Consider the following 25,578-nt stretch of genomic DNA (forward strand, 5'->3'; position numbering starts at 1 on the left):
TCACAGCGGCGGGCCCTTTTCGCCGTGTACGAGCGGAATCCGGATGGATTCCGTGCGTACGCGGTGAAAAGGGCCCCCCGGCCGAGCGGCCGACACCGTGCCGCACCTTTCGGTGAAGGTGCGGCACGGCACGCGCTGTTCGTCGTCAGCGGTTACTTCTTGACCTGAACGCCGGTCAGGATCGGGTCGCCGTCCTGGGCGTACTTGACGCCGGTGACCTTCTCCGAGTAGCCCGCGTTGACCTTGTAGTACCAGAGCGGGATGCTCGGCATGTAGTTCGGCAGCTCCTTCTCGACCTGCTGGTAGAGCTTCTCCGACTCCTCCAGCGTCTTGGCGCCGTCCGCCTTGGCGATCAGCTTGTCGATCTCCTTGCTGGAGAAGCCGCCCTGGTTGCCGTCGGACTTGGTGCCGTACAGGTCGCGGATGAAGTTGGAGATGAACGGGTAGTCCAGCACCCAGCCCGAGCGGTACAGCGACTTGACCTGCTTGTTGTCACGGGCGTTGGTGTCCGACTGGAAGTCGGGCTTGGAGTCGCCGGTGCACGCCACGCCGGTGGCCTTGGTGATGGAGCCGCAGACCGCCTCCACCCACTCCTTGTGACCGCCGTCCGCGTTGTACTGGATGGTGATCTTGTTGCCCGGGACGCCGCCGCCGTCCTTGATGAGCTGCTTGGCCTTGGCCGGGTCGTACTTGGTGATGTCACCGACGGCGTTCGGCGTGTAGCCGAGGACGCCCTTGGCGACCCAGCCGGTGGCCGGCTCACGGGTGCCCTGGAGGACGGTCTTGGTGATGGTGTCGCGGTCGATCGCCATCGACAGGCCCTGCAGGACCTTGGGGTCGATGTCCTTCCACTGCTTGGTGTAGAAGGCCACGGCGATGGTCTGGATCGCGGAGTAGGACTGGTCCACCGCGCGGTCGCCCAGGTCCTGCTTGTAGACCGGCAGGTCACGCGGGGCGACCTGGCGCATCACGTCGAGGTTGCCGGACTTCAGGTCCTGGTAGGCCGTCTCGAGCTTGGAGTAGTTCTTGAAGATCACTCCGCCGTTCTTGGCGGCGTTCGGACCCTTGTAGTCGTCGTTCTTGGCGACCTCGATCTGCTTGTCGTGCTGCCAGCTGACGAACTTGTACGGGCCGTTGCCGATCGGGTGCTCGCCGGCGGCCTTCGGGTCCTTGTAGAAGGACTCGGGCAGCGGGTCGAAGACCTCGTAGCCGAGCTTGTACACGAAGTACGGGATCGGCTTGGACAGCGTGATGGTGAAGGTGCTGTCGTCGACGACCTTCAGGCCGGACATCTTGTCGGTCTTGGGCTTGCCCTTGGCCGGGGCGACGTCGTCGTAGCCCTTGATGTCGGAGAACCAGAAGCTGTTGGTCTGCTTGTTCGCCGGGTTCGCGGCCCAGTTCCACGCCTTGACGTAGGACTCGGCGGTGACCGGGGTCCCGTCGTGGAACTTCCAGCCCTGCTTCAGCTTGACCGTGAAGGTCTTGTTGTCGGTGGTGTCGACCGACTCGGCGTTGACGTTGACGATCTTGCCGCTGCTGTCGTAGTCGACGAGCCCGGAGAACAGCGACTTGATGACGATGCTGCCGTTGGACTCCATGGTGTTCGCCGGCTGCAGCGGGTGCTGGGGCTCACCCACCTCGACGGAGAACTTGCCGTTCGGGTCGACCGCGCCCTTGCTGTCGCTGCCCTTGTCCCCGCCACCGCCACAGGCCGTCGCGCCCAGCGCCACTACCGCGGCTATCGCAACCCACTTGGCGCTCTTGGCACCACGCATGGGGCTCCTCCTCATGAGTCCATTGGTTCACCGCATGGAGGGGCACCGGACACATCACCGTCGCCGGTGCCTGAAATGGTCAGGTGCCCCCGCGCTCGTGAGTCGGCGCCGCAGCGCGTGACCCGTTTTCCCGAGCTCTACGCGCCTAACTATCTGCCATACGAACCGGGCCGAACCACACCTGCAAGGTCTCGGTTCGATCACACCTGCCGCATACTTCTTCCAAAATCCGGACAAAGGGTTTGGTGAAAGATCCCTGCGAAACGGACTTGTTACACAACTATCGGGCAGGGGTGTCCGGATAGCGGACAGCGGGCCGCTGAAAAAGGGTTGCGCGAACGGGCGGAATGAGCTCCAGGGAGCTGTGTCGACGCCCCACCCCGGGACAGACCGGTGCGAACGACCCGGTAAGCCGCGGATTTCAGCCACTCTAACAACGGCGCGCTCTCCCGCGACCGGGCGTGAGGGAGCCGATTCCGGTTCTAGGGAAAACCCTGTACGGGGCCGACGCCCGGAAAAGACGGCGGCCCGCCCGGCGCGCGGTGCGCTGCCGGACGGGCCCCCTCGCGCTGTGTCAGGCGTGCTTGGCGCGGCTGGCCGCGCGGGCGCGCTCGCGCTGGTCGAGGACGACCTTGCGGATGCGCACGGCCTCCGGGGTCACCTCCACGCACTCGTCGTCGCGGCAGAACTCCAGGGACTGCTCCAGGGAGAGCTTGCGCGGCGGGACGATCGACTCGGTCACGTCGGCCGTGGACGACCGCATGTTGGTGAGCTTCTTCTCCTTGGTGATGTTGACGTCCATGTCGTCGGAGCGGGAGTTCTCGCCGACGATCATGCCCTCGTACACCTCGGTGCCCGGCTCGACGAACAGCACGCCGCGCTCCTGGAGGTTGGTCATCGCGAAGGCGGTGACGGCGCCGGAGCGGTCGGCGACCAGGGAGCCGTTGTTACGGGTCTGGAGGGTGCCGAACCAGGGCTCGAAGCCCTCGTGGATCGAGTGGCCGATGCCCGTGCCGCGGGTCTGGGTGAGGAACTCGGTGCGGAAGCCGATCAGCCCGCGGGAGGGCACGACGAACTCCATGCGGACCCAGCCGGAGCCGTGGTTGGACATGTTGTCCATCCGGCCCTTGCGCACGCCCATGAGCTGCGTGACGGCGCCCATGTGCTCCTCGGGCACGTCGATGGTCATGCGCTCGACCGGCTCGTAGACCTTGCCGTCGACCTCCTTGGTGACCACCTGCGGCTTGCCGACGGTCAGCTCGTAGCCCTCGCGGCGCATGGTCTCCACGAGGATGGCCAGCGCCAGCTCACCGCGGCCCTGGACCTCCCAGGCGTCCGGGCGCTCGGTGTCCAGCACACGCAGCGAGACGTTGCCGATCAGCTCGCGGTCGAGGCGGTCCTTGACCTGGCGGGCGGTGACCTTGCGGTCCTTGACGGCCGCCTTGGCGTCCGCGCCCTTGCCGGTGCCGCCCCGGCCGACCAGCGGGGAGGTGTTGGTGCCGATGGTCATGGAGATCGCCGGCTCGTCGACGGTGATCAGCGGCAGCGGGATCGGGTTCTCCGGGTCCGCCAGGGTCTCGCCGATCATGATGTCCGGGATGCCGGCGACGGCGCAGATGTCACCGGGGCCGGCCTTCTCGGCGGGCTTGCGGGTGAGCGCCTCGGTCATCATCAGCTCGGAGATGCGCACGTTCTGCACCGTGCCGTCGCGCTTGATCCACGCGACCGTCTGGCCCTTGCGCAGCTCGCCCTGCTCGACGCGCAGCAGCGCGATACGGCCGAGGAAGTTGTCCGCGTCCAGGTTGGTCACGTGCGCCTGGAGCGGGGCCTCCGCGTCGTAGGTGGGGGCCGGGATGTGCTCCAGGATCGTGGAGAAGAACGGCTCCAGGCTGGTGGAGTCGGCCGGGACCGTGCCGTTCTCCGGCTTGGTGAGGGAGGCGATGCCGTCGCGGCCGCAGGCGTAGACGATCGGGAACTCGATCTGCTCCTCGTCGGCGTCCAGGTCGAGGAAGAGGTCGTACGTCTCGTTGACGACCTCGTCGATCCGGGCGTCGGGCCGGTCCGTCTTGTTGATGCACAGGATGACGGGCAGACGCGCCTGCAGCGCCTTGCGCAGCACGAAGCGGGTCTGCGGGAGCGGGCCCTCGGAGGCGTCGACGAGCAGCACCACACCGTCCACCATCGACAGGCCGCGCTCGACCTCGCCGCCGAAGTCGGCGTGGCCGGGGGTGTCGATGATGTTGATCGTGATCGGGTCCCCGCCGTCCTTGGGGTGGTACTTCACCGCCGTGTTCTTGGCGAGGATCGTGATCCCCTTCTCACGCTCCAGGTCGTTGGAGTCCATGACGCGGTCGTCGACCTGGTCGAGCTGGTGGGCGGCGAAGGCGCCGGCCTGCTTGAGCATTCCGTCGACGATGGTCGTCTTGCCGTGGTCGACGTGGGCGACGATGGCGACATTGCGGATGTCGTGACGCGTTGCAGTCACAGCCATATTGAGGCGTACTCCCGGAGTGTGCGGACGGCACGCGCGTACATCGGTGTTACGCGGGCCCTGCCGGGCTGAACACGCCACGGCCTCACCCCATGGTACGGGTGCGCTGCGACTGGGGCTTGCGGGGCTGCGTCGGCGCAGGTCGGGGGCGGTCGGCGCCGGGTCAGGACTTCTTCAGGTAGCCCATGTCCTCGTAGACCGGGGTCTGGAAGCCGAAGGAGCCGACGTTCGCCAGGTTCTTGCGGACGGCGGTCAGCTGGGGCCGCTGGTAGAGGGGGATGGAACCGGCCGTGGCCCAGATCCGGGAGTCCGCCTTGCGGATCAGCCCGCGGGCCTCGTCCTCGTCCAGCGTGGTGAGGGCCTGGTCGAAGAGCTGGTCGATCTGGTCGGTGCCGACGCGGGTGTAGTTCTGCTGGACGTTCAGGGAGCCGTCGGCGGCCGGGACCGGCTTGGCGTAGATGGGGCGGGCGTCGGTGGCCGGGTAGGGCGAGGTGGGCCAGGAGTACAGCGCGAGGTCGTACTGGCCGGAGGCGATGTGGTCGCGGAAGTAGCTCTCGCCGGGGACCGTGCTGATCTCGGTGCCGATGCCGACCGTGTCGAGCATCGCCGTGATCCGGTCGGCCACCTTGCGCAGGGTGTCGGAGCCGGGCCCGGAGGGCAGGACGAAGCGCAGCGTGAGCGGCTTGCCGTCCTTGGCCAGCGGCCCGGCCACGCTGCCGGCCGGCGCGGCGGTGCCCTTGGGCGCGTAGGCGCCGGGGGCGCCGCCCTGGTCGGGGCGGCCCCCGGTGTACTGCCTGCCGTCCTGGGCGAGCTGCCGGGCGCCGTCGTCGGCGGTGCTGCCCTCCGCGCTCTCCTCCCGGCCCGGCAGCTGCCGGTTCTTCTGCTCCTCGTCTTCGCCGCTCTTGTCGTCCTCGCCGCTCTTGTCGTCCTGGCCGCCGGACTCCTTGTTGTCCTCCACGGTGTCGTCCCGGCCGACGATGTAGGTGCCGTCGTCGTCCCCGTCGGCGCCGTCCGGTGTGCGGCCGGCGCCGTCGCCGGGTCCCCGGCCCTCGGCGCCGGCCGCCTTGTCGCCCTTCTTCCGGTCCTTGACCGGGCCGGGCACCCAGCCGGCCTCCGCGAGCAGGGCGCGGGCCTGCGCGGCGTCCTGGCCGCCGAGGGCGTCGCTGCCGTCGGCGTAGGCGTCCTGCCCGGACAGGGCGAGGTGGCTGCCGACCGGGACGGCGGGCAGGCCGAGCGGCTTGAGGACGAGCGCGGCCAGTTCCTTGCGGTCGATGGCGTGCGCCACGGCGTGCCGGACCCGCTCGTCGGCGAGGGGGCCGTCGGCGCCGTTGAGCGCGAGCTGGGTGTAGGCGGGCTCCAGGGACTTGCGCAGGGCGAAGTCGCGCAGCGCCTCCTGCTGCTCGAGGTACGCGGTGATCGACTGCCGGTCCTTCTTCACGGCGCGGCGCTCGCGGCGGGCGGCCTTCTCGTCGGAGCCGTGGATGACGGCCCAGGAGCGCAGCGCCCTGGCGGCGGTGCGGCCGCCGGCCGGGCCCTGGAAGGGCAGACCGCCGGGGGTGCCGGCGGCGAGGGTGATCCGCTCGGCGTCGGAGGGGTCGACGTCGGCCACGTCCACCGTGCCGTCGGCGAGGGCGGCGGCCCGCTTGTCGCGGGGCACCTCGTGCAGCACGATCTCGGACAGCTTGGCCGGATGTCCCCACCAGCGGGGATTGCGGGTGAGGACGACGTCCTTGGCCTTGGTGTCGATCTTCTTCACGGCGAACGGGCCCGCGCTGACCTTGAGCTTCTTGCGGGCCGCGTCGTTGAAGGCGTCGGCGGTGCCGGTGACGTCCTTGGGGTACAGCGGCGAGAACAGCGACCGCCAGTCGGCGTAGGGCCGGGCGAAGGTGACCTTGACCTCGAGGTCGTTGGCGCCGCGCTCGACCTTCTCGATGCGGTCGTAGCCGGCGTTGCGGGCGGTCCAGTAGGCGGAGTCCTTGCCGGACAGGGCGCGCCACTGGGCGGCGAAGTCGGCGGCGCCCACCTCGCGGCCGTCGCTCCAGACGGCCTGCTGGTTGAGCCGGTAGACGACGACCTGCCGGGGCTCGGTCTCCACCACGCGGGCGGACTCCAGGTAGTCGGCGTCACGCTGCGGCCGGCCCCTCGCGTCCAGCCGGAACATGGCGGGCAGCACCGCCTGGGCGATGCGGGTGGTGCCAGGGTCGGCGTCCGCCTGGTAGGCGTTCAGCGTCTGCGGCATGGCGTCCACGGCCCAGCGCAGCGTGCCCCCGTCGGCGATCCGGTCGCGGGCGGCGGGGGCGATGTCCTGGCCGGCCAGCGGCTTGCTGCCCTCGTCGTCGGAGCCGCAGCCGGCGAGGAGCGGCACCGCGAAGACGCCCGCGGTCAGGAAGGCCACCGAGCGCCTGACCGCGCGCGGGCCGACACCGTCGTACGACATCTGTGCTACCTCCGAGGAGCCGCTCCCGCCGAGGACACAAGTGGGGTTTGTCCACCTTTGGCGGTATTTTGGTGCTGATCAGATCTGCAGATCCACGGCCCCACTGAAGAGGAAAGGGTTCGCCGTCCGGGGACGACACGACGGCACGGGCCCGGAAGGTCACCCGTCCGGCGCAATGCGGACCCCGGCGCACACCGAGCGCGTGCGGGCGCGTGCGGGAGGTGCGCGATCCGCCAATCGCTGCACATCCCTTCCCACCGACAGGTGTGACGCGCAACACTCGCAGGCGCATGAACGTTGCCGCCTAGGGCCGCACGGCCCGTGGAAGTGAGGTCACGTCATGTCCGTGCACGACGACCTGACGTCGGTACAGCGCTCCGTCGACGCAGTGCTGCGGTCGGTGGCCCGGCTCGAGCAGCAGCTCGGCAGCCGCCTGGAGGTGCGCCGGGTGCGCGCCGACGCCGACCATCTGCGCGAGAGCGTCGCGCTGCTGCGCGAGGCCTCCGAGGGCCCCGCCGCGGCTCAGCGCCCCGCGCTCGTCACCATCTCCGACGCGCCCTACGACATCTCCCTGTGGACGGACTCGGACGACGAGGGTCTCGGCGCCCGCGACCGCCACGCCCCGTGACCCCCGACCCGACCGGAGCCTTGAGTTGGCCACAGGTACGGAACCTCCCGACACCCAACCCCATCCGCGCGGCGGCGGCGTCCACTCCCCGGCGCGCGCCGCGATCGCCGCACCGCATCTGCGGACCGACCGCTGGTGGCTGGCGCCCGCCGCCACCGCGGCCGGGCTGTTCGCCTTCGTCGTGTACTCGACCTGGCGGGCCTTCGCCAACGCGGACTACTACGCGGCCCCCTACGTCTCGCCGTTCTACTCGCCCTGTCTGGCGGAGAACTGCCGGCCCATGCACGCCGGCCCCAACGCCGCCCTGTTCGGCAGCTGGTGGGCGATCTCCCCGGCGATCATCATCCTGATCTTCCCGCTGGGCTTCCGCCTGACCTGCTACTACTACCGCAAGGCGTACTACCGCGGCTTCTGGGCCTCCCCGCCGGCCTGCGCGGTCGCCGAGCCGCACCGCTCGTACACCGGCGAGACCCGCTTCCCGCTGATCCTGCAGAACATCCACCGGTACTTCTTCTACGCGGCGATCCCGGTGGCCGGCGTGCTGACCTACGACACGGTGCTGTCCTTCCGGGACGAGCACTACCGCTGGGGCCACATGGGCCTGGGCACCCTGGTCTTCCTGGCCAACATCGTGCTGATCTGGGCGTACACCATCTCCTGCCACTCGTGCCGGCACATCGTCGGGGGGCAGCTCAAGCACTTCTCCCGGCACCCCGTGCGCTACCGGGCCTGGCGCCTGGTCAGCCGGCTCAACGCCCGGCACATGCTGCTGGCCTGGTCCTCGCTGGTGAGCGTGGCGCTCGCGGACTTCTACGTCTACCTGGTCGCCTCCGGGGTCTTCGATGATCCGCGCTTCTTCTAGTGACCGTCGTGACCGTTATGACCGTTTGTGACCGTTGTGACTCTTCAGTGAGTGGGGCCGTGTGATGTCCGTGGTGGACCGGCAGGAGTGGGACGTCGTGGTGGTCGGCGCGGGCGGCGCCGGACTGCGGGCCGCGATCGAGGCGCGCGAGCGCGGGGCGCGTACGGCGGTGATCTGCAAGTCGCTGTTCGGCAAGGCGCACACCGTGATGGCCGAGGGCGGCATCGCGGCGGCGATGGGCAACGTCAACGCGCACGACAACTGGCAGGTGCACTTCCGCGACACGCTGCGCGGCGGCAAGTTCCTCAACCAGTGGCGGATGGCCGAGCTGCACGCGCGGGAGGCGCCGGACCGGGTGTGGGAGCTGGAGACCTGGGGCGCGCTGTTCGACCGGACCGCCGACGGGCGGATCTCGCAGCGCAACTTCGGCGGGCACGAGTACCCGCGGCTGGCGCACGTCGGCGACCGCACGGGCCTGGAGCTGATCCGCACCCTCCAGCAGAAGATCGTCTCGCTCCAGCAGGAGGACCACCGCGAGACCGGCGACTACGAGTCGCGGCTGAAGGTCTTCCAGGAGTGCACGGTGACCCGGGTGCTCAAGGACGGCGAGCGGGTCGGCGGGGTCTTCGCCTACGAGCGCGAGTCCGGCCGCTTCTTCGTCCTCCAGGCCCCCGCGGTGGTCATCGCCACCGGCGGCATCGGCAAGTCCTTCAAGGTGACGTCGAACTCCTGGGAGTACACCGGCGACGGGCACGCCCTCGCGCTGCTCGCCGGGGCCCCGCTGCTGAACATGGAGTTCGTGCAGTTCCACCCGACCGGCATGGTCTGGCCGCCGTCGGTGAAGGGCATCCTCGTCACCGAGTCGGTGCGCGGCGACGGCGGGGTGCTGCGCAACTCCGAGGGCAAGCGGTTCATGTTCGACTACGTCCCCGACGTCTTCAAGGAGAAGTACGCCGAGTCGGAGGAGGAGGCGGACCGCTGGTACGAGGACCCGGACCACAACCGGCGCCCGCCCGAGCTGCTCCCCCGCGACGAGGTGGCCCGCGCCATCAACGCGGAGGTGAAGGCGGGCCGCGGCTCCCCGCACGGCGGGGTCTTCCTGGACGTGTCCACCCGGATGCCCGCGGAGACCATCCGGCGCCGGCTGCCCTCGATGTACCACCAGTTCAAGGAACTGGCCGACGTCGACATCACCGCCGAGCCGATGGAGGTCGGCCCGACCTGCCACTACGTGATGGGCGGCATCGCGGTGGACTCCGACACGGCGGCGGCGCGCGGGGTGCCGGGGCTGTACGCGGCCGGAGAGGTGGCCGGCGGCATGCACGGCTCCAACCGGCTCGGCGGCAACTCGCTGTCCGACCTGCTGGTGTTCGGCCGCCGCGCCGGACTGCACGCCGCCGGGTACGCGCAGCAGTCGGCGTACGAGCGGCCCCGCCTCGACGACGCCCAGGTGGACGCGGCGGCGGCGGAGGCGCTGCGGCCGTTCTCGGCGGAGGAGGCGGCGGTGGACGAGGAGGCGGCGGGCCGGCCGCCGGAGAACCCGTACACCCTGCACCAGGAGCTCCAGCAGACCATGAACGACCTGGTCGGCATCATCCGCCGGCAGGGCGAGATGGAGCAGGCGCTGAAGAAGCTCGGCGAGCTGCGGGTACGGGCGCGGCGGGCCGGCGTCGAGGGGCACCGGCAGTTCAACCCGGGCTGGCACCTGGCCCTGGACCTGCGGAACATGCTGCTGGTCAGCGAGTGCGTGGCGCGGGCCGCGCTGGAGCGCACGGAGTCGCGCGGCGGGCACACCCGGGAGGACCACCCGTCGATGGACCGCGCCTGGCGCCCGGTCAACCTGCTGTGCCGGCTCACCGACCCGACCGGCGGCCTGGCCGCCACCGACCCGGTGCGCGGGCAGATCACGCTGACCCGGGAGACCACCGAACCCATCCGCCCGGACCTGCTCTCCCTCTTCGAGAAGGAGGAGCTGGTCAAGTACCTCGCCGAAGAGGAGCTGTACGAGTGAGCAGCTACAAGGCCCGCTTCAAGGTGTGGCGGGGCGACGCGGAAGGCGGCGGCCTGAAGGACTTCGAGGTCGAGGTCAACGACGGCGAGGTGGTCCTCGACATCATCCACCGCCTCCAGGCCACCCAGGCGCCCGATCTCGCCGTGCGCTGGAACTGCAAGGCGGGCAAGTGCGGTTCGTGCTCCGCCGAGATCAACGGGCAGCCGCGGCTGATGTGCATGACGCGGATGTCGGTGTTCGACCGCGAGGAGACGGTCACCGTCACCCCGCTGCGCGCCTTCCCGGTGATCCGGGACCTGGTGACGGACGTCGGCTTCAACTACGCCAAGGCGCGCGAGGTGCCCGCCTTCGTGCCGCCGGCCGGTCTGGGACCGGGCGAGTACCGGATGTTCCAGCAGGACGTGGACCGGCCGCAGGAGTTCCGCAAGTGCATCGAGTGCTTCCTGTGCCAGGACGTGTGCCATGTGGTGCGCGACCACGAGGAGAACAAGGCGGCGTACGCCGGGCCCCGCTTCCTGATGCGCATCGCCGAGCTGGACATGCACCCCCTGGACGGGGCCGAGGAGACCGGCCTGGACCGCAAGCGCACGGCCCAGGACGACCACGGCCTCGGCTACTGCAACATCACCAAGTGCTGCACGGAGGTCTGCCCCGAGGGCATCCGCATCACGGACAACGCGCTGATCCCGCTCAAGGAGCGCGCCGTCGACCGCAAGTACGACCCGCTGGTGTGGCTGGGCTCGAAGATCAGAAGACGGTCCGCGCGATAGTCCGCGACGTCCGTCGACACGGCCGCGCCCGGCCCTCGAGCGGGCCGGGCGCGGGGCGCGTCACTACGCGGGGACACGTACCTCCTCGGCGGGGAGGGAAGCACCGTGCCCCTCGACGCCTCGGGCGATGAGGTAGTAGAGCCCCCCGGAGACGAGGAGTCCGACGATGAACGCGAGGTCGGCGCCGCCGAGGGCCTTCGTCACCGGGCCCGTGTAGAAGCTGAGGGTGACGAAGGGGATCATGGACACGAAGCCGCCGAAGTACGCGGTCAGTCCGCGCCAGGCCCAGTGGCCGTAGCCGCCGTGCGGATCGGTGATGTCGGCGATGGCATAGCGGCCACGCCGGACCACGTAGAAGTCCACGAGATTGACGGCGGTCCACGGCACCAGCAGGTAGCACATGACGGCGATGAAGGTGTGGAAGCTGTTCATGTAGGCGGCGGGCATGCTCAGGGCGATGCCCAGTCCCACCGCGCCCACCGCGCACACGCCGACGACGCGGAGCCACAGGGTGGGGTTCACGCGCTTGATGCCGTCCAGGACCGTGGTGGCGCTGAGCATCGCTCCGTAGGCGTTGACGCCGGAGGTGCCGATCAGTGCGGGCAGGGTGGCCAGGACCGCCACCGCGCCGAAGCCGGGGAAGACGGTGTCGCCGACCAGGTGCAGCTGGCGCAGCGCGTCCGGCGCCGGGACGTAGGAGGCGAGGATCGCGCCGAGGCTGCCGAGCCAGGCGGCACCGGTGAATCCGCCGAGGAACGTCCAGCCGATCAGCTTGCCGTCCGGGATGTTCTCGGGGAGGTAGCGGGAGTAGTCCGAGACGTAGATGCCGTAGCTGATCTGGTAGCCGCCCGCCGCGGCGAACTGGGCGAGGAAGGCGGCGCCGGAGAATCCGGTGGCGACGGGAGCGGCGTCGCCCATCGGGTAGTGCAGGACGGCCGCGACGGTGACGACCGCGAAGACCGTCATGGTGAGGTAGCTGAACCAGCGCTGCACGGTGTGCAGGAGGTCGTGCCCGACGACGGCGATCACGACCGCCACCACCGCGAGGACGACGTACCAGATCTTCTGGCCCGGCAGGAACATCGACAGCGCGTCGCCGGCCAGCACCATCTGGAAGACGTTGTAGCCGATGTAGATGAACACGGCCATGGCCAGCGGGAAGATCGCTCCGCGCGAACCGAACTGGGCGCGCGACTGGATCATCTGGGGGAGGCCGAGGCGGGGGCCCTGGTTGGCGTGCAGCGCCATGAACAGTGTGCCGAACGCCATACCGGAGATGACGGCGAACAGCGACCAGCCCATGCCCAGCCCCATGGACGGGCCGAGGAAACCGATCAGCATGGACGGCAGCATGAAGCCGCCGGTCAGCCAGAACGGGCCCTGGTGCCACGCCTTGCCGTGGCGCTCAGTGGAGGGGACGTGGTCGATCGACCGTCTCTCCACACCGTCCATCAAGGCACCCGAGGGGTTGTGTGCCATAACGGTTTCCTCCTGCTTTGTGCATGATGCTAAAGGGGTCCTTGGTCCAGCGGGGTGTGTGATGCTCCACGGCAGGGGCGCCGCGAGCGGTGCGGCGCCCTGTCGGTTCGAGTGGGTCAGCCGGCCCGGCGGAGGCTCGGGCGGACCGACTCGGCGCCCTGGTGTGCGGCGACGTTGACCCGCTCCTGCCAGCGCTTGGACCGTCCGGCCGCCCAGACCAGGGCGGAGCGGACGTCGGCGACGGGGCGCGGCCAGCGGGTGCCGACGCGGCCGTACAGCCGGGAGTAGCGCTGGGTCGCGTCCGTGACCGGACGCTGGCGCGCCTCCCAGGCGAGCAGCCCGCTGGGCACGTCGGTCCGGCCCTCCAGCATCAGGGCCAGGCCGTAGCCGTTGGTCATGGCCAGGCAGGCGGCCTGTCCGAGGTTGGGCGACATGGCGCTGGCGGCGTCGCCGACGAGGGCGACGTGCCCGTTGACCCAGCGGTGGCAGCGGACGTCGGAGAACGAGGCCCAGCGGGAGACGTCCGGGATGCGGTCGAAGATGCTCCGCAGGTGCGGGAACGACTCGGTCCAGGACTCCTTGTTGAACGGCCGCTCGCGTCCGAGGAGGTCGCTGGAGGGGCAGCAGGTGTAGATGTAGACCTGCTCGGGGGTGACGGGGACGACGCCCACGCGCCGGCCGCCGTTCCAGTACTCCAGGGCGTTGTCGACGGGGTCGTGCGGCAGCCTGGGGATGAGGCTGCGCATGCAGCCGTCCTCCAGGTCGCGGACGACGAGGTTCAGACCGACCGAGTTGCGCACGGGCGAGCCGACGCCGTCCGCGCCGACGACGAGGTCGGCCTTGAGGACCTCGCCGTTCTCCAGGATCAGCTCGCCCTCGGGGTTGGCGCCCGCGACCAGCGAGTCGGTGACGATCTCGACCCCGGCCCTGGTGGCCGCGTTGGCGAGCGCCCGGTGCAGGTCGGGCCGCACCACGGTGAACAGGCGGGTGTCGCCGCCCTTCATCCAGTCGTCCTGGAGACGGCGTTGCCGCTCGTCGTAGAGCCGCCAGCTGTCGATGCGCTCGGCGCGGTGGACGGCTTCGTCGAAGGCGCCGATCTCCTCGAGGACGCGCAGGGCGTTCTCCCACATGAAGATGCCGGCGCCGATCTCGCGCAGCTCACGGCCGCGCTCGTGCAGGCGCACGCTCCAGCCGCGCTGGGCCAGGGCGGTCGCCGTGGTCAGGCCGGCGAGGCCGCCTCCGGCGATTTCGGCGTGACGGGTGGGCGATGACATGGGGCCTCCATGCAGAAGTGACGAGAGCGGGTGTCCAGGCGCGGTGGCCGGTACGGCGGTGCCGTGGGAGATCACCGGGCGAGCGGTGGCGGAAAGGCCGCACATTTCGCGGTGCCCGAACGGAATCAGTCATCGGTTGCCCTGTCAAGGGCTCAATTCGTCTTACGTAGCGGATCTACGGGTCGAATTAGTCATTGACATGCGGCGGAGCGCCCGATTACGTTCCCGCTTCAACGAAAGCCCCCGTCGGGCGGACCATCGAGGAGGCGTACATGAGCGAGGGCACCGCGGACCTCGTCCTGATCTCGGACAAGCTGATCCGGATGGCCGAGGGCGAGCCGGTGGGCCCCGGCTTCGTCGCCGTACGGGACGGGGTCGTCGTCGCCACCGGCCCCAAGGAGGACGCCGGCGCCCACACCGGCCCCGGCACCCGGGTGCACGACGTCGGCAACCGTCCCGTCATGCCGGGCTTCGTCGACGTGCACGCCCATATGGAGGTCGCCGCCCGTACGCACTACCAGACCGTCGACTGCCGGGCACCGCGCTGCGGCTCCGTCGCCGACGTCCTCGCCACCCTCCGCGCACACCTCGACGAGGCGGTCGACGGCTGGCTGGTCGGCCAGGCCAACCTCTTCTTCGACCAGAAGCTCACCGACAAGCGCCTGCCGACCCGCGCCGAGCTCGACTCGGTCAGCACGGAGGTGGCCATCGCCGTACGCGCCGGGGGCCACATCACCGTCCTCAACAGCCGCGGCCTGGAGCTGGCCGGCATCGACCGCGACTACCGCGAGGCCGAATACAGCATCACCGGACTGCCCACGGTCCTGCGGGACGACTCCGGGGAACCCACCGGCGTCGTCAAGGAGATGGACAACCTGCTGCCGCTCCCCCGGCTCTCCGGCGACGCGCTGCACCACGCCATCGAGCGCGGGGTGCGCGAGCTGTTCACGGCCCACGGAGTGACCACCATCGGCGAGATCTCCGAATCGGTGGACGGACTGCGGGCCATGGACCGCCTGCACCAGGACGGCGAGCTGGGCGCCCGATTGCGCATCTATCTCTGGGCCCCCGGCACGGTATCCCTGGACGAGGCGTGCACCCACCGCGAGTGGCTGGACCTCAAGGCTCCCGAGGAGCTGCTGCGCGTCCACGGCGTCAAGATGTTCGCCGACGGCGGCTACTCCGCCGCCAGCGCCGCCGTCAAGCAGCCCTACGTCAACGACGACCACGCCGGCCACCACCACTGCGGCGAAGTGGCCCTGAGCCCCGATCAGATCGGTGAGGCGCTGCGCCGTACCGCGGAGGCCGGCCTCCAGCTCGCCGTCCACGCCAACGGCGACCGCGCCCAGGAAGAGGTCTGCGAGGCCGTCGCCGCCGCGGGCGGCGCCCCCGCCGGAGTCCCCGCTCCCCGCGTCGAGCACGCCGGCAACTTCCTTCCGGACCCGGCGGCGACCGCACTGTGGCGCAAGGCGGGCATCATCCCCGTCCCGCAGCCGGTCTTCCTCTACACCTTCGGCGACTTCTTCCCCGCCTACCTCGGCGACTACGGCCGGCTGGGCCGCTTCCCGTTCCGGCGCCTGCTGGACGAGGGCTGGCCGATCACCGGCAGCTCGGACGTCTGGATCGGCTCCGAGGAGCGCGCGACGAACCCGTTCTTCAGCATCTGGTGCACCCTGCGCCGCCGGTCGTTCCTGGGCGAGATCCTCGACGCCGACCAGGAGATCACCCTCGCCGAGGCGCTGCGCATGCACACCATCAACGCCGCCCGGGCCCTCGGCGAGGGCGACAGCTACGGCTCTCTGGAGGCGGGCAAGCACGCGGACGTCATCGTCCTGGACCGCGACCCCTTCGCCTGCTCGACGGACGAACTGCTCGACGTCCGCGTCGACGAGGTGTATCTCGCCGGGCGCCTCGTCCACGAAGCCGCGCCGATACGATGACTGCCATGCGCGGCCCCTCCCACCTCGTCTCCAGCTTTCTCGACGGCTCGCTGCCGCTGCCCGACCAGGACGAGGTGGACTCGCGGCTCACCGAACTCGACCGCCGGCTCATCCGCCTCCTCCAGGCGGACGGACGCCGGTCCTTCGCCGGCATGGCCCGCGACCTGGGCGTACCGGAGAAGACGGTCCGCCGCAAGGTCAACCAGCTCCTCGACGAGAACGTCATCCAGATCACGGCGGTCGCCGACCCCGGCCTCCTCGGCTTTCCGGTGATGGCCCTGGTCGGCCTCGGCTTCGACGGCGGACAGGCCGTCAAACCGCTGATGAACTCCCTCGCGGAGCTGCCCGCCGTCGACTACGCCGTCATCACCACGGGCCGTTACGACGCGCTCGTGGAGGTGCTGTGCCGTGACACGGCGGAACTGCTGACCGTCGTCCACGACACCCTGACCCGGACACCGGGCGTCGGATCGGCCGAGGTCTTCCCCTACCTCCAGCTCCACTACCAGGAACCGGCCTGGGACGTCGCCCAGGACAAGGCGGCGCCGGAGCGGACGGAGGAAGGCGACAGCACGCAGGCCGCATCGCTCGACGCCACCGACCGGCAGATCATCGGGGAACTCAGCCTGGACGGCCGGCTGCCCTTCCAGGGCATCGCGGAGACGGTGGGCATCTCCGAGTCCCAGGTCCGCAAGCGCGTCACCCGCATGCTCGGCGACCGCGTCCTGCGCATCACCGCCATCGCCAACCCGCGCAGCCTCGGCTTCGAGACGCAGGTCTGGGTGGCCATCCGCAGCCGCCCGGGCCAAGGCGTCGAAGCCCTCGCCCAGCTCCTCACCAAGATCCCGTCCATCACCTATGTCGTGGCCTGCGCCGGCCGCTTCGACATCTTCGCCGAGGCCGTCTGCCGCGACGCCCAGGACGTCATGCGACTGATCGACTCCGAGATCAGAACCCTGCCGGGCGTGGAACGGACCGAACTGCTCATGTGCCTGGACCTGTACTACCGGGCCGTGCGTCCCGCGGAACGGCGGACGTGAGGCGGGGTCACCGCGCGCCCCGTCTCCTTCGCGCCTGAGCGCCGATGGAGGTGCGGGTGGTCACGTCCGTCCTGTCGGTGACGTCGGTCCCGTCGGTCACGTCGGTCACGTCCGTCACGTCCGTCCCATCGGTTCCGTCCCTCCCGCCGGTCCCGTCCGTCAGTCCGTGCGTACCCAGTCCTCCCGGTAGGCCGTCCAGTCGTCCTCCGTCGCGGCGAAGTCGACGTACAGGGCGACGCCGAAGCGGGCGCGGTGCGCGTCGGTGCGGGACAGGCCGAGGCGCACCCCGCGGACGGCGGCGGGGACCGTCTCGGCGTGCGCCCAGTGGCCGAAGCGGTTCTCGTGGTAGAAGGGCAGGCCCATCAGCAGGTGGGTGGTGGGCGGGGTGGTCTCCAGGGCGAGGGAGGTCTGCTGGGCGACGTAGCCGCCGTACAGGCTCCGCAGCGGCTGCATGGTGTCGTACGACATCACGGCGATCTGGTCGACGCGCCGGGCCACCTGGCCGAAGTAGGCCTGCGACCACCACTTGGGGTGGTTGGTGAGGGTGCCCCACACGGTGTGGAAGGCCGGCAGCGGGTCGATCTGGTGGGCGGCGACCGACAGCGGGACGTGGTGTGCGCGGGTGACCTCGCGCAGGTCGTCCAGGAGGGCGAGGTAGTTCCCGTCGCCGGAGTGCAGCGGCTCCAGGTCGAAGTGGGCGCCGTCGAAGCCGGCGGCCAGGATCTCGCGGGTGGACCTCACCACGTTCGCCCGGGTCCGCGCGCGCTCCAGGCGCAGTCCGTCGGGGCTCTCGGTGGCCAGCTTGTCGCCCAGCCAGGCCTGGACGCGGGTGCCGGGCACGGCGCGGTGCACGGCGGCGATCGTCCGGCGGGCGTGCGCGTAGGCCGACGCGGGCAGGGTGCCGTCGTGCTCGAGCGGGCCCGCGTGCACGTACAGGTCGCGGATGCCGGTGCCGCGCAGCCGCCGGGCGAGCGCCGCGACGTCGGCGTCCGTCTTCCGGCCGTCCACCCAGGCGTGGCCGAGCCACATGGCGTCCTGGTTCCTGGTGTGCGTGCCGGCCGCGGGGTCGCCCGTGTAGTTCACCCGCAGGGCGGTCTCGGCGGCGAGGAGCGGCACGAGCAGCGCGAGCACGACGGCCAGCACCCCCCGCCGGACCATCCGAAGCCCCCGCCGCTTCCCCTCCCGGCCCGGGCCGGACCTGCCTCCGGCGGACGGGTCCGGGCGCGGGTCGGGGTCCGGGTCCGGGCGTGGGTCGGGGTCCGGGGCCGGGCGTGGGTCGGGGTCCGGGTTCGAGTCGGGGCGTGCCTCGGGATCCGGGTCCGGGCGTGGGGCCGGCGTGGGGGCCGCGTGGGGTTCCGGGTCGGGCGCCGGGTTCGCCTCCGGGGCCGGGCGCGGGTCCGGATCCACGTCGGCTCCGGGCTCCTCGCGCGGACCGGCGTCCGCCTGCGGCTCCCGGCCCCGGCCCGGGGCCGGCGTGGGGGCCGCGTGGGGTTCCGGGTTCGGGCCGGCGGGCGGAGCCGGCTCGTGGTCGTCCGCGTGCATGTGTGCCCCTTCCGCGTGCGGTCGCTCGGCGGGAGGGACGATCAAGGGCGGTGCCGCGGTTGCGGTCAGAACAGGCTGAGCAGGGCCTCCGCCGGGTCCGTGAGGCCGTTCTGGCCGTCGGGCAGGGGGAGTTCGAACCACACCGTCTTGCCGCGCGGGGTGCGCCGGGAGCCCCAGGCGGCGCTGAGCAGGCCGACGAGCTGGAGCCCGCGCCCGCCCTCGTCCGTGTCGCGGGCGCGCCGGCGGCGCGGCTGGACGAGGCCCGAGTCCCACACCTCGCACACCAGGGTCCGGTCGAGCAGCAGCCGGAGTCTTATCTCGCCCTCGCCGTAGCGCAGGGCGTTGGTGACCAGTTCGCTGACGAGGAGTTCGGAGGTGTCGACCAGCGGCTCCATGTTCCAGGCGAGCAGCTGGGAGCGGGCGTACTCGCGGGCCCGTCCGACGCTGCGCGGCTCGCGCGGCAGGGTCCAGTCGCCGACGGAGTCGGCGGGCAGGCCCTGCACACGGGCCATCAGCAGCGCGATGTCGTCCTCGCCGTGGTGGCTGCCGAGGGTGTTGAGGACGTGGTCGCAGACGTCCTCCAGGGGGCGGCCCGGGTCGGTGAGGGCGCCCACGAACGCCTGCAATCCCTCGTCCAGGGGGTGGTCGCGGGACTCGACCAGGCCGTCGGTGTAGAGCGCGAGCAGGGCGCCCTCGGGGAGCTCGACCTCGACCTCCTCGAAGGGCTCGCCGCCGACGCCGAGCGGCATGCCCGGGGGCACGTCCAGCATGAGGGCGGGCTCACCGGGTTCGACCAGGACCGGCGGCAGATGGCCGGCGTTGGCGAAGGTGCACCGCCGGGTGACCGAGTCGTAGACGGCGTAGACGCAGGTGGCCAGGTACACCTCGGAGAGATCGGCCTCGCGGGGGCGGCGGGCGGCGCGCGTCGCCTGCTGGACGCCCCCGGGCGCGCCGAGGCCGCGGGCGATCTCGTCCAACTGGGAGAGCACTTCCGCCGGTTCCAGGTCCAGCAGGGCCAGGGTGCGTACGGCGGTGCGCAGTTCGCCCATGGCGACGGCGGCGCGCAGGCCGCGGCCCATCACGTCGCCGACGACCAGCGCGGTGCGGTGGCCGGGGAGTTCGATGACGTCGAACCAGTCGCCGCCGACCTCGCTGGGCCGCCCGGTGGCCGCGTTGCCGGGCAGGTAGCGGCAGGCGATGTCGAGTCCGGACGCCTCCGGGTCGCCGGGCGGGAGCAGGGACCGCTGGAGGATCAGGGCGCGTTCGTGCTCGCGCCGGTACAGGCGGGCGTTGTCGATGCACACGGCGGCGCGGGCGGCGAGTTCGACGGCGAGGTCCCGGTCGCGCTCGCCGAACGGCTCGCTGCCCTTGGTCCGCGCGAACTGCGCGAGCCCCACGACCGTGTCGTGGGCGACCATCGGCACGGCCAGCGTGGACTGCACCAGGCCCCCCTCCTCGCCGGCCACGGTCTGCGGGCGGGCGGTGCGCAGGGCGTCCGCGCAGGGCGAGTTGAAGGGGTAGTGGTGGACGGCGCCGAGCCCCACGGGGGCGCCGGCGCCGCTGAACGGCGCGTCGGAGACCGCGCTGGCGAAGGCGACCCGCCGCAGTTCGGCGCTGCCGTCGGCCAGTCCGGGCGGGGTCTCGTCGCCGGCCAGCAGGCCCTGGTAGAGGTCGACGGTGGCGAGGTCGCAGAAGCCGGGCACCACCACGTCGAGGAGTTCGCGGGCGGTGGTCTCCAGGTCCAGCGAGTTGCCGATGCGGGCGCCGGCCTCGTTGAGCAGGGCGAGATTGCGCCGCGCGGCGGCGGCCTCGCGGGCGGCGGCGCGGCGGGCGGTGATGTCGGTGCCGAGCCAGGCGATGCCGATGGGCCGGCCGCTGCCGCTGTTCACCCGGTAGAGGTTGACGGACCAGTGGCGGCGTTCGTCGGAGCCCGGCACGAAGCCGGTGATGTGCATGTCGGTGATCGACTCGCCGGTGTCCAGGACGCGGCGCAGGGTCGCGGCGACCCGTTCCGCCTCGCCGCGCGGCAGATAGTCGTGCACCCCCTTGCCGCGGTGGTCGTCCGGGGTGCCGCCGAAGATGGAGGCGAACCGCTCGTTGGCGCGGCGGATCCTCAGGTCGGTGTCGATGAGCAGGAAACCGAACGGGGATTGTCCGAAAATGGCCTGCGATGCGGCCAGATCGGTTTCGATGCGGCGCAGGGTGCGGACGTCGACGACGGTGCAGACGGCGGCCTTCTCGCCCTCCGCGGTCCGCGTCGGCATGACGTACACCTCGGCGAGTCCCTCGTCGGCGAGCGGCCGTTCGCCCTCCGCGTCCCGCTCGTCGTCGGGGACCCGGAAGGGGACCACGCCGGTCCACTCCCGCCCGTCGAGGATCTCGGCCATCTTGCGCTGGCCGCGCTCGCGCAGGTCGGGGTCGACGAAGGCCTCGATGGGGTCCATGCCGACCGCGCGGGAGGCGGGGATGCCGAACAGCCGCTCGGCGCGCAGGCTCCACTGGTCGACGTGGCCGTCGGCGCCGATGGAGAAGGAGGCGACCTTGATGTAGTCGTACATGGAACCGGGCGGACTGCTCTGCCACATCGCGTCCGTGGGCGCCCCCTGCGCGGCACCGCCGCCCGCGGACCCCGTCCTCGCGCCGTCCGACGGGTCCTCGGACTCCGTGGCCTTCGCTGGTATCTCGCTCACGCGAACCGTCCCCTCCAGCTCACCGCGTCCGGCACCGGTCACCGGGGGCGGCTGCCCGCAGTATCCAGCACTACGGCGCCGCGCAACACGGTGTTCACGATCACAGGACCATCCCGATGCTTTTCGGTCCGGCCTGCGACAACACAACCTGTCTTCTAACCAGGCAACACCCCGTCGAATCCCGCCGGGGGACAACCGTCACCGGCTCGTTCCGGACACTCGACAGCGCACGGGGCCGTGTACAGGCGGATTCAGCGCGGCACCGCGAGTTCGAACCACACCGTCTTGCCGGACGAGTCGGGCCGCGTGCCCCAGCGGCGGGCGGTGGAGGCGACCAGCTGCAGACCCCGGCCGCGCTCGTCGTCGGGGCGGGCGGGGCGTTCGCGGGGCGGGTCCGGGAGCGGGTCGGAGACCTCGACCAGCAGGACCTCGGGCAACGCCGGCGTGCGGATCAGGCGTACGCCGATGGGACCGGTGGCGTATCGCAGGGAGTTGGTGACCAGCTCGCTCACGAGCAGGGCGGCGGTGTCGCCGAGCGCGTCGAGGTTCCACTGGCGCAACTGGTTCCGGACCGCGGAGCGGGCGGCGCGCACCGCCTCGGGGTCCGCGGGAAAACGCCACTCGGCGCAGTCGCCTTCGGTGTCGAACACGCCGATCACTTCCCAGGCCAGCGAGCCCACCCATGTCCGGTTTCATGGGGTTAATGGGCACATACCCGATATCCGGGGGGCGGTACCGCGCCATGGAGCCGGTACATCCCGTGACGGCGCACTGTGGCACGAACGGCGCACGAAGCGCCAGAGAACCGTCGTTCCGCGCACGGCCGCACGCGTCCCGCGCACCGGCCCCCGGCGTCCGCCCCGCCTGCCGCGCGCACTGCGACCCGCGCCGCCGCGCGCGTCCGGCGTGCCCCGTCTATGCGCCGGGCGCGCTCCCGGGCGCCGCCGTCCCGAGGTGGGCGAGGGTCCGGTGCACGGCCGGCACGTCCTGGTCGAGCCAGGGGACGTCCCAGACGCGGTCCGGGGTCAGCCAGCGCAGTTCGTCGTGGTCCTCGAGGGGTGCGGGGGCGGCGGAGCCGGGGCGCAGCCGGGCGGTCCACACCTGGAGTTCGTACGGCGGGCGCAGGGGCCAGCTGCCCGGGACCCGCTCGACGGCCTCGGCGTCCACGCCGAGTTCCTCGCGCAACTCGCGGACGAGGGCGGCCTCGGGGCGCTCGCCGGGCTCCACCTTGCCGCCCGGCAGCTCCCAGCGGCCGGCCAGCTCCGGGGGCGCGCTGCGGCGCGCGGCGAGCAGGCGGCCGTCGTCGAGCAGGGCGGCGCCCACCACCACGATCCGTTCGCTCATGCGCCGGAGCCTACGGGACCGGGGCGGGACGCCGGAGGGGGAGGCCGACCCGCGGTGCCGGGCGGGACGCCGGACCGGGGCAGCCGGAGCCAGGTCGCCGGGGGCCGGGGCAGCCGGGCCGAAGTCGCCGGGCCGGGGCGGGACGCCGGACCGGGGCAGCCGGGGGCCGGGGCGGGGCAGCCGGGGGCCGGGGCGGGGCAGCCGGGGGCCGGGGCGGGGCAGCCGGGGGCCGGGGCGGGGCAGCCGGGGCCAGGTCGCCGGGCCGGACAGCCCGGCGGAAGTCGCCGGGCCTGGGGCACCGGGCCGGCGGCACCGGCCGTGTGCCCGCTCAGTCGTCGTCGCCCACCGCGGTGCCGTTCTGGCCGATGCGTTCGACCCAGTAGAGCTGCTTGTGGCCGCGGCTGTCGAGGCTGTCGGCGATCTTCTGCGCCTCGGCGCGGGTGGCGTACCGGCCGACGCGGTAGCGGTTGCCGTTGTCGTCCTGCCGGACGACGAGCCAGGGAAGAGTGATCGTGCTGTCGTTCATCGCGCCCCACTGCCCCTTCCCGCCCCTGGCCGCCGTTCGCGTCCGGTCCCCGCGCCGGAACCCGCCGCCGGGGAAACCGCAGTCCGCATATGCCCGAGCCTACGCCCAACCTTCACTCAGCGAATACGGCTTTTCACAAAGAGGTAGGCAACCGGCCAGTACGCAGGGGGCGCACGCAGACGAACGCGCCGTGTGTGGGCATGGCCGCGTCCGCTCAGCGGGGCAGGGAGGACGACGGGGGCAACCTGCGGAAACGGCCGGAATTCAGCGCCCGGCCACGCCCGGCCGGGTCGCCGGCCGGGCGTGCGGCGGTGCGGAGGGGGCCGGGGGCGCACACCACCCGGGCGTCACCACCCCCGTGGCGGCCGCGGCCCCGTCACTTCACCGGCAGGTGGTACGCGACCCGGAAGCGGTCGGCGGGGATCACCACGTCGGCCGTCTCGACCGGACGGCCGGAGGCGTAGAAGGTGCGCTGGACGACCAGGACGACGTGCCCGGGCACACCGCCCAGGGCCAGCAGCTCCTCGGCGAGGCCGGGCCGGGCGCCGACCTCCTCGGTGACGTTGTCGACGACCACGTCGATGGCGCGCATGCGCTCCACGACCCCCATGCCGCCGAGCGGGCCCTCCTCGGGGAGCATGACCGGCGTGCGGCCGGTGACCGCGAGGGGCTCCCAGGAGGTGGAGAGCATCATGGCGTCCCCGCCCTCGCGGAACACGTACTTGGTGCACATCACGCGGTCGCCGGGCTGGATGGCGAGCCGCTCGGCGATCGCGCCGCTCGCCTCGGTCTGGCGGCTGCCCGACTCCCAGGTGCCGCGCGCGCCGGCGTCCGCCTGCTCCTGGCGGAAGGGCGTGGCCCCGCCGGCCGGGCGGTAGCCGGACCGGGCGACCCGGCGCGGGACGGGACGCTCGCGGACGTACGTCCCCGAGCCCGAGCGGCCCTCGACCAGACCCTCGGCCATCAGGACCTTGCGGGCCTCCAGGGCGACGGTGTCCGAGACGCCGTACTCCTCGCGGATCCTGGCCTGGGAGGGCAAGCGGGTGTGCGGGGGCAGCAGACCGTCGACGATCTTCTTGCGGAGATCACCCGCGACGCGCAGGTAGGCCGGCTGCTCACCGAAAGTCACTGGCCGCTCCCATCAGGCTGTACAGACAGCAACAGCGTGGCAACCGTCGGTTGTACTTGCAAGCAAAGGCCAGAGAATCACTCGATGTGATGACTCGCGTTTGGGACCGCCCTGCCCAGCGGTTTCTCCCCACTATGACGCCCGTCACACCTGTCGTCCGCCCGCCCCCGCACGGGCCCGGCCCCTGCCCCCCGGCCCCGGCGGCCGGCGGCCCGCCCCAGAGCCTCGCGTCCCGTGACCGGCGGTCCGGCACCGGGCGTGACCGGCGGCGCGCCCCGGACGCCGCGCGCCGGACGTCGTGCGCGGGACCCCTCGCGTACGCCCCCTTGCGCACGCCCCCTTGCGCCGGGCCGGGGACGCGGCCGGTACGGTGCCGGCCGACGAGGCACCGCCGGGACAGGCACCGCCGGGACAGGCACCGCCGGGAGAGGCACCGGTGTGACGGGGGCTCAGGCCACCGGGTGCGTCCGGGAGTCGCGCGCGGACCGCCCGGCGTGCGGCGCTTAACCTGCGCACATGACACCTCTGCCGGACCGCTACTGCCCCATCGACGGCGTGCGTATCCCCGGTGACTCGCTCGCCTGGTGCTGCCCGTCCTGTCACGGCCCCCTCGACCTCGACTTCGCGCCCACGCCGGCGCCGCTGAAGTCCCTCACCGGACGCGTGAACTCCCTGTGGCGGTACGCGGAGACGCTGCCGCTGTCGTCGCCCACCGTCTCCCTCGGCGAGGGCCGCACCCCGCTGGTGGAGCTGACGGAGGGGGTCTCGGCGAAGCTGGACTACCTGATGCCGACGCTGTCGTTCAAGGACCGCGGGGCGGTGCTGCTCGCCGAGCTCGCGCTGCGGGCCGGGCCGCGCCGGGTGGTCGTGGACAGCAGCGGCAACGCGGGCACCTCGATCGCCGCGTACTGCGCCCGCGCACGGCTGCCCTGCACGGTGTTCGTGCCGTTCGGCACCTCCGCGAAGAAGCTGGAGCAGATCGAGGCGCACGGCGCCCGCGTGGAGGTGGTCGACGGCGACCGGGAGGCCGCGGGCCGGGCCGCGCGCCGGGCGGCCGACGAGCCGGAGACGTTCTACGCCTCGCACGTCTACAACCCGTTCTTCCTGCACGGCACCAAGACCTACGTCCACGAGCTGTGGGAGGACCTCGGCGGGCGCCTTCCGGACGTGCTCGTGCTGCCGGTGGGCAACGGCACGCTGCTGCTGGGCGCCGCGCTGGCGGTGGCCGAGCTGTACGGATCCGGCCTGCTGGACCGGCGCCCGGCGCTGTGGGCGGTGCAGGCGGCGGCCGTCGCCCCGCTCGCCCGGGCCTGGGAGGAGGGCGCCGAGGACCTGACCGGGACGGCCACCGTCTCCCCCACCCACGCCGAGGGCATCGCCATCGCGCGCCCGCCCAGGGCCCGTCAGATCCTGCGCGCGGTACGGGACTCGGGCGGCACCTTCCTGACCGTCACCGAGGACGGGATCCGCCACGCCCAGCTGGACCTGGCCTCGCGCGGGCTGTACGTCGAGTCGACGGGCGTGGCCTGCTGGGCGGCGGTGCGCGGGGGCGCCCTGGGCGGCCGGTCGGCGGTGGTGCCGCTGTGCGGCTCCGGACTGAAGTCGGGGCTCGCCCGGCCGTAGGGACCGCCGCGCGACCG

At 71.9% G+C, this 25,578-nt stretch carries 18 protein-coding genes; 7 read left to right on the plus strand and 11 right to left on the minus strand.

Annotated features, from left to right (window positions below; translation table 11 throughout):
• Window positions 1–152: 152 nt before the first annotated feature.
• From ACI2LW_RS00845 to ACI2LW_RS00855, 3 genes are all read right to left on the minus strand, one after another.
• Window positions 153–1,775 carry an ABC transporter substrate-binding protein gene (locus ACI2LW_RS00845; protein WP_404728959.1) on the minus strand — a complete coding sequence of 541 codons (1,623 nt, stop codon included), beginning with the start codon at window positions 1,773–1,775 and terminating at the stop codon, window positions 153–155.
• Window positions 1,776–2,349: 574 nt separating this feature from the next.
• A complete protein-coding gene (gene typA / locus ACI2LW_RS00850) occupies window positions 2,350–4,266 on the minus strand; it encodes a translational GTPase TypA (RefSeq protein ID WP_404728960.1) in 1,917 nt (638 codons plus the stop codon).
• Window positions 4,267–4,429: 163 nt separating this feature from the next.
• Entirely contained in the window at window positions 4,430–6,703 is a 2,274-nt protein-coding gene (locus ACI2LW_RS00855; protein ID WP_404728961.1) for an ABC transporter family substrate-binding protein, read from the minus strand.
• Between the two features lie 340 nt (window positions 6,704–7,043).
• On the opposite strand from ACI2LW_RS00855, the gene ACI2LW_RS00860 reads away from it, so the two are divergent.
• The 4 genes from ACI2LW_RS00860 (at window position 7,044) to ACI2LW_RS00875 (ending at window position 10,974) form a co-directional block, all read left to right on the plus strand.
• Entirely contained in the window at window positions 7,044–7,331 is a 288-nt protein-coding gene (locus ACI2LW_RS00860; RefSeq protein WP_404728962.1) for a hypothetical protein, read from the plus strand.
• Between the two features lie 25 nt (window positions 7,332–7,356).
• A complete protein-coding gene (locus ACI2LW_RS00865; protein WP_404728963.1) occupies window positions 7,357–8,193 on the plus strand; it encodes a hypothetical protein in 837 nt (278 codons plus the stop codon).
• A 64-nt stretch (window positions 8,194–8,257) separates the two neighbouring features.
• On the plus strand, window positions 8,258–10,204 hold the full coding sequence (locus tag ACI2LW_RS00870; protein WP_404728964.1) for a fumarate reductase/succinate dehydrogenase flavoprotein subunit: 1,947 nt from the start codon (window positions 8,258–8,260) through the stop codon (window positions 10,202–10,204).
• Window positions 10,201–10,974: a succinate dehydrogenase/fumarate reductase iron-sulfur subunit gene (locus tag ACI2LW_RS00875; RefSeq protein ID WP_404728965.1), complete on the plus strand. Its 774-nt coding sequence runs from the start codon at window positions 10,201–10,203 to the stop codon at window positions 10,972–10,974. Before ACI2LW_RS00870 ends, ACI2LW_RS00875 begins: the two co-directional genes overlap by 4 nt.
• Window positions 10,975–11,037: 63 nt before the next feature.
• On the opposite strand, the gene ACI2LW_RS00880 is transcribed toward ACI2LW_RS00875, so the two are convergent.
• Both ACI2LW_RS00880 and ACI2LW_RS00885 read right to left on the minus strand, forming a co-directional pair.
• Complete coding sequence (locus ACI2LW_RS00880; protein ID WP_404728966.1) at window positions 11,038–12,453, minus strand: purine-cytosine permease family protein; 1,416 nt, start codon at window positions 12,451–12,453, stop codon at window positions 11,038–11,040.
• Window positions 12,454–12,569: 116 nt separating this feature from the next.
• On the minus strand, window positions 12,570–13,727 hold the full coding sequence (locus ACI2LW_RS00885; RefSeq protein WP_404728967.1) for an FAD-dependent oxidoreductase: 1,158 nt from the start codon (window positions 13,725–13,727) through the stop codon (window positions 12,570–12,572).
• 272 nt (window positions 13,728–13,999) lie between these two features.
• Between ACI2LW_RS00885 and ACI2LW_RS00890 the strand changes: the two genes are divergently transcribed.
• Together ACI2LW_RS00890 and ACI2LW_RS00895 are read left to right on the plus strand one after the other, a co-directional pair.
• Window positions 14,000–15,667, plus strand: coding sequence for an amidohydrolase (locus ACI2LW_RS00890; protein WP_404728968.1), 1,668 nt, complete (start codon window positions 14,000–14,002; stop codon window positions 15,665–15,667).
• 5 nt (window positions 15,668–15,672) lie between these two features.
• The gene (locus ACI2LW_RS00895; protein ID WP_404728969.1) at window positions 15,673–16,707 is read left to right on the plus strand and encodes an Lrp/AsnC family transcriptional regulator; all 1,035 of its coding nucleotides are present in this window, start codon (window positions 15,673–15,675) and stop codon (window positions 16,705–16,707) included.
• 159 nt (window positions 16,708–16,866) lie between these two features.
• Here the strand turns inward: ACI2LW_RS00895 and ACI2LW_RS00900 are convergent, their stop codons facing one another.
• From ACI2LW_RS00900 to ACI2LW_RS00925, 6 genes are all read right to left on the minus strand, one after another.
• A complete protein-coding gene (locus ACI2LW_RS00900) occupies window positions 16,867–18,114 on the minus strand; it encodes a hypothetical protein (RefSeq protein ID WP_404729484.1) in 1,248 nt (415 codons plus the stop codon).
• Window positions 18,115–18,314: 200 nt separating this feature from the next.
• Window positions 18,315–20,939, minus strand: coding sequence for a SpoIIE family protein phosphatase (locus ACI2LW_RS00905; protein WP_404728970.1), 2,625 nt, complete (start codon window positions 20,937–20,939; stop codon window positions 18,315–18,317).
• Window positions 20,940–21,190: 251 nt separating this feature from the next.
• Window positions 21,191–21,619 carry an ATP-binding protein gene (locus ACI2LW_RS00910; RefSeq protein ID WP_404728971.1) on the minus strand — a complete coding sequence of 143 codons (429 nt, stop codon included), beginning with the start codon at window positions 21,617–21,619 and terminating at the stop codon, window positions 21,191–21,193.
• 235 nt (window positions 21,620–21,854) lie between these two features.
• Window positions 21,855–22,283, minus strand: a complete 429-nt coding sequence (locus ACI2LW_RS00915) for a (deoxy)nucleoside triphosphate pyrophosphohydrolase (RefSeq protein ID WP_404728972.1) — start codon at window positions 22,281–22,283, stop codon at window positions 21,855–21,857.
• Window positions 22,284–22,611: 328 nt separating this feature from the next.
• Window positions 22,612–22,809 carry an SPOR domain-containing protein gene (locus tag ACI2LW_RS00920; protein ID WP_404728973.1) on the minus strand — a complete coding sequence of 66 codons (198 nt, stop codon included), beginning with the start codon at window positions 22,807–22,809 and terminating at the stop codon, window positions 22,612–22,614.
• Window positions 22,810–23,185: 376 nt separating this feature from the next.
• The gene (locus tag ACI2LW_RS00925; protein WP_404728974.1) at window positions 23,186–23,938 is read right to left on the minus strand and encodes a GntR family transcriptional regulator; all 753 of its coding nucleotides are present in this window, start codon (window positions 23,936–23,938) and stop codon (window positions 23,186–23,188) included.
• Between the two features lie 516 nt (window positions 23,939–24,454).
• Here ACI2LW_RS00925 and ACI2LW_RS00930 point away from each other — a divergent pair.
• Window positions 24,455–25,561 carry a pyridoxal-phosphate dependent enzyme gene (locus ACI2LW_RS00930; RefSeq protein WP_404728975.1) on the plus strand — a complete coding sequence of 369 codons (1,107 nt, stop codon included), beginning with the start codon at window positions 24,455–24,457 and terminating at the stop codon, window positions 25,559–25,561.
• The last annotated feature ends 17 nt before the right edge of the window (window positions 25,562–25,578 follow it).

Source organism: Streptomyces sp. NPDC004065, assembly GCF_044903565.1.
Classification (GTDB): domain Bacteria; phylum Actinomycetota; class Actinomycetes; order Streptomycetales; family Streptomycetaceae; genus Streptomyces.